1 protein-coding gene is annotated in these 5,717 nt (G+C 60.5%); it reads right to left on the reverse strand.

Going from position 1 to position 5,717, the window contains the following annotated elements; genetic code table 11:
* On the reverse strand, nt 1–5,717 hold a 5,717-nt coding region (locus MRBLMC3_RS07935; protein WP_363827393.1), incomplete at both ends, for a calcium-binding protein.

Below are 5,717 nucleotides of genomic sequence, written 5' to 3' on the forward strand. Positions count from 1 at the left end.
GGCCGGTCGTCAGATCCTTGATGTAAAGCTGATCGCCCGACCGGCGCAGTTCCACATCGCCAGGATTGAGGTCCACCAGCTTCAATGTGTCATTGTCGGCAACACCACCATTATAATCCACAATGTGGTCGTTGCCGTCACCCGATGCATAAATATAAGTATCATCCCCTCCCCAACCGAGGAGAAAATCATCACCCCCATTTCCTTGGATCACATCTGGACCAGATGTACCATCGATTCTCTCCCCGATGGCTGAGCCACGGGTTGCTGCTTCCAGCCTTATGCGTGCGAGATCCCAGATCGTCCCGTCAGCGAACTGGATATTCTCGATCTGATTAGCCGTGTCGCTTGTCCCCGCCCCAGCAATCAGCACTGTACCGCCCCCGTTGGCGATGGTCAGGAGATAGTCCGCTCCACCATTGACACGCGTTATCTGGATATCAGCGGCCGACACGTTCGCCCCAAAGCGCAACGTATCGCTTCCGCCACCTACTCCATCGGCATCCTTTTCACGGATCACATCGTTGCCATCGCCACGATCGAATAGATAGACATCGTCGCCTGCACCGCCCGACAGCGAATCGTTGCCCAAACCGCCAGATACCGTGTCGCTACCCGACGATCCCGCAAAGCTGTCAGCGCCGGCTCCGAGATCAATCTCGCTGATGCCGGTCAGGGTGACGCCCTGAAGCGCAAGGCTGTCATTGCCATCCGTTGTTACCAGGCGGACATTCGCAAAACCGTTGCCGTCGATCGCCTCGACATTGCTGATCGACCGAATGCCAATCACCGCACCGTCGCTCGCTGCCTGCAGCCGATCATAGCCGGCCCCGCCGTCGATCGTGTCAAAGCCCGAGCTTGTCCCAGCATATTGGAAAACATCATCGCCGCCGGCCCCGGTCAGTTGATCGTCGCCAGCGCCACCCCGCACCGTATCGGCCTGGGCCGTGCCAACAAACGTGTCGTCACCTCCAGCCAGATCGACATAGGCCAGGCCCGAGACTGCGATGCTATTCAGATCGGTGACCTCACTCGCATCGGTGCGCGCCAGCACGACATTGGCGAAGCCATTGCCGGAGATGGCTTCGACATTCTGGAAGCTGGCCAGCCGGATGACGCTATTGTCAGCGCCGGCCACAATCATGTCATTGCCAGCGCCGCCATCGACCTGATCGCCACCGGTCGATGCGCCGACATAGCGGATGATGTCATCGCCATCACCGGCGTTGATGATATCGGCGCCGAGCGAACCTGTAATGACGTCATTACCACCGCCCATATTGATGGACGCGATGCCGTCGAGCTGGGTGCCGGACAGGTCCAGCGTGTCGGCATCGTCGGTCGTCTCGATCGTGACGTTGGCATGTCCCTGCGCCGTGATCAGCTCGATATTCGTCAGGCTTGCAAGTCCGATCACCGTACCGTCCGATACCGCTTCGATGCGGTCATAGCCGACCCCGCCATCGATCCTATCGATACCGTTCTCGTCACCGTCGAAGATGAAGGCGTCGTCGCCACCCGCGCCATCGAGCGTGTCGTTGCCGCCACCGCCCTGGAGCTGGTTGGCGCCATCGTCACCGACGATGGTGTCGGAACCCAAACCGCCAATGACGCCTTCGATTGCGGTCAAGCTCTCGCTGACGGTGGAATTCTGACTGGTGACGATCCTGGCCGTACCGGCCGCGAGATCGATCGACCAGCTGTCGAGCGAGAAGCTGTAATCCGCGATATCGAAGCCGGCTCCGCCGTCCAGCAGATCGGTGCCGGTATCGCCCGAGAGGATGTCATCACCCGCCCCGCCATAGAGCTTGTCGTCCCCGGCCCCGCCATAAAGGGTATCGTTGCCATCGGCCCCGTAAAGCGTATCGTCGCCGGTGCCACCGAGGATGACATCGTCGCCCGCCAGTCCATCGATGCTGTTGGCATTGTCGTCACCGACCAGATAGTCGGCTCCCGGCGTTGCCGGTTGCGCAAGCAGGATGGCCTCGAAGTCCTTGGACGACCAAACCGTCCCGTCAGCGAATTGGATTTGCTGGATACCGGCCGCGCCGCCATTGGCGAACTGGCTCTTGATCGTCACCTTGTCGGTGCCGTTCGCAAGGGCCAACACCAGGTCGTCCGGCGCATCAGCGGTGCGAAGCAGATGTATATCGGCGGTCGCAATGCCAGCCCCGAAGATGAGCTTGTTGGCCGCGCCATCCGCTGTCTCGATAATCGTATCGGCGCCGTCGCCCAAATCGAAGAGATAGGTGTCGGCGCCGCCACCACCTGCCAGCATATCGTTGCCGGCGCCGCCATCAAGCGTGTCGTCCGTACCAAAACCCCGGATCAGATCGTCGCCGCTCGTCGCGGCTGCGTTGATAGCCGATGCACGGAGCTGGTCCATGGTGACGGTGGATCCGTCGGCGAAGCGGATCAGTTGGACTCCCGAACGCCCGCCCGTGTTCAGCCCCTTGAATGTGATCGAACCGGGGTGGGATGCGAAGGATATGACGAGCGGACCGCCCGCGGTCGGTTGGGTGAGGCGTATATCGGCGAGGCTGATACCTGGGCCGAAGCTCAGCGTATCGACATTACCAGCATTGCCCGCCTGGCTCGGGTCATTGCCCGCGCCGTTATCGTCGATGAGCGTGTCGTCACCGTCACCGATATTATAGACATAAGTGTCGTTGCCGCCGCTGCCGATGAGCGTGTCGTTGCCGGCCCCACCCGCCAGCGTATCGGCAAAATTGGTCCCGATCAGCGTGTCATCACCAGCGGTGCCCTGACCGCTACTGGCCTTGGCCGCCAGCATGTCGCGGGTCCAGATCGTGCCGTCCGCGAAGCGAACCTGTTCGATCCCCGACGACGCATTGGCATTTTGCTGATCGAGGTAAATGACATTATCATCGTCGATATAGAGGATGAGATCCTGCGCGTCGGTCGGCGACACCAACACCTTGACGTCAGCCGGATTGATGCCCTCCAACACCAGCGTGTCGGTCGAACCCGCATCAGTCGGATCGTAGATCGTGTCATGCCCGTCGCCACGGGCGAAGCTGTAAGTGTCCGAACCCGCACCGCCACGGAGAAGGTCGTCGCCCTTCATGCCGCGGATGCTGTCATTGGTCGCGGCGCCGATGATCGTATCGTCACCCATGGTGACGGGTACGGTGCTGCCATCGATGGTGGTGCCACGCAGGAGCTGGAGCAGCGTGTTCACGTTCCAGGTCGCGTCCGACTGGAATTTGATCAGGTCGATGCGATTGCCATCGAATTCCGACCGCAGATAGATGCGATCGTTTGTTCCCTTGATCGAGAGGATGACGCCATTTCCATCACTATCGGTGAGGGCTCGCGAAACCACGACATCGGACTCGTCGATACCCGCGCCGAACTGGAGCGTATCATAGCCCCAGTCATCGATAATCGTGTCCGACCCGTCGCCCCGGTTGTAGATATAGCTATCGTCATTGCCCTGGCCGTTCAGATAGTCGTTGCCCTTGCCACCGGTCAGGACATCGTTGCCGTCGCCCGACGTGATCTCGTCGTTGCCATTGCCGCCATTGATGGCGTCGGCATAGTTGGTGCCATAGACCTTGTCGTCGCCATTACCGACGATCGCGGACATCAGCAGCGTCCGCAGGTCTGCATCGGACAGCACCGTGCCGTCGGCAAATTCGAAACGCTCGATGCCATGGCCATTGGCGCTGTTCTGGTTGCGCAGGTAGATGCGGTCGCTAGTGCCCGCGATTGAGACGATCAGGCCCTGGAAGTCACTATCGACGGTAGGCACGGTGAGCACCAGGTCGGCGGCGCTGATCCCCGCACCGAAGCGCAGCGTATCCGTACCCCAGTCGTCGAAAATCGTGTCCGACCCGTCGCCGCGGTTGAACACATAGGTGTCGTCTCCGCCCTGACCATTGAGATAATCATTGCCCTGGCCGCCGGTCAGTATGTCGTTGCCGTCGCCCGAGGTCAGTTCATCGTCGCCCTGGCCGCCATTGATGGTATCGGCGTAATTGGTGCCATAGACCTTGTCATCGCCATTGGTAACGATCGCCGACATCAGCAGCGTCCGCAGGTTCGCGTCGGTCAGCACCGTACCGTCGGCGAACTCGAAACGCTCGACGCCGTGGCCATTGGCGCTGTTCTGGTTGCGCAGGTAAATGCGGTCGCTGGTGCCAGAGATCGAGACGATCAGGCCCTGGAAGTCACTATCGACGGTAGGCACGGTGAGAACCAGATCGGCGGCGCTGATCCCCGCACCGAAGCGCAGCGTATCCGTGCCCCAATCGTCGAAGATCGTGTCCGATCCGTCGCCGCGGTTGAACACATAAGTGTCGTCTCCGCCCTGACCATTGAGATAATCATTGCCCTGGCCGCCGGTGAGTGTGTCATTGCCGTCGCCCGAGGTGATCTCGTCATCGCCCAAGCCGCCGTTGATGGTGTCGGCATAGTTGGTGCCATAGACCTTGTCGTTACCATTGGTAACGATCGCCGACATCAGCATCGTCCGCAGAGCCGTATCGGTCAGCACCGTGCCGTCGGCAAATTCGAAACGCTCGATACCGTGGCCATTATTGGCATTCTGATTACGCAGGTAGATGCGGTCGCTGGTGCCCGCGATCGAGACGATCAAGCCCTGGAAGTCATTGTCGACCGTAGGCACCGAAAGAACCAGGTCGGCGGCGCTGATACCGGCACCGAAGCGCAACGTGTCCGTGCCCGAATCGTCGAAGATCGTGTCCGACGCATCGCCGCGGTTGAAGACATAAGTGTCGTCTCCGCCCTGACCGTTCAGATAATCATCACCCTGACCACCGGTCAGCATGTCATTGCCATCGCCGGTGTTAATCTCATCGTTCCCTGCGCCGCCCATGGCCTGGTCCGCGAAGGGTGTGCCGTAAATGCGATCATCGCCGGCAGTGCCGGTGACGAGCCGGGCGCGCATGTCGGCATCGGACAACACCGTGCCGTCAGCAAACTCGAAATGTTCGATGCCATGGCCGTTATTGGCATTCTGGTTGCGGATATAGACGCGGTCGCTGGTTCCGGCGATGCCGATGAACAAGCCAAGAACGTCGCCGTCAGTCGTCGCCGGCAGCAGGACTAGGTCGGCAACAGTGATGCCCGCGCCGAAGCGGAGCGTGTCGCTCCCCCAATCGTCATAGATCGTGTCGGCGCCGTCACCACGATTAAACACATAGGTATCATCGTCACCGCCACCGGCCAGGAAGTCATTCCCGGTCCCGCCAGTCAGCGTGTCGTCACCGCCATAGCCGTATATCTGGTCCTGGCCTGCCGTACCGGTCAGATCATTGGACCCGCTGCTGCCGGTGATATCGGGCGCTCGCACCGAGATATGGGCTTCGATCGCACCACGATCCCAGATCGTGCCATCGGCAAACTGAATCTGCTCGATTCCCGACGCGCGGCCGCCAAATTGATCTTCCAGCAGGATGGAGCCCGCACCGCTGGCAAAGCTGATCGTCACATTATTGGTGTCGAGCACATCGCGGGTCAGGATCAGATCGGTGGGCGCAATACCGGCGCCGAAGCTCAGCGTATCGACGCCGTCTTCCCAAAAGCCCTGGACGATACGATCGTTGCCATCGCCAATGTTGTAGATGTAGGTGTTGCCGCCGTCGCCACCGTAAAGGTCGTCATCGCCAGTCCCGCCCGTGATCGTATCGGCGCCACTTCCCGCATAGACCACGTCATTGCCCGCGCCCGCG

This window comes from Sphingobium sp. LMC3-1-1.1 (assembly GCF_040676285.1).
In the GTDB taxonomy this organism is placed as follows: domain Bacteria; phylum Pseudomonadota; class Alphaproteobacteria; order Sphingomonadales; family Sphingomonadaceae; genus Sphingobium.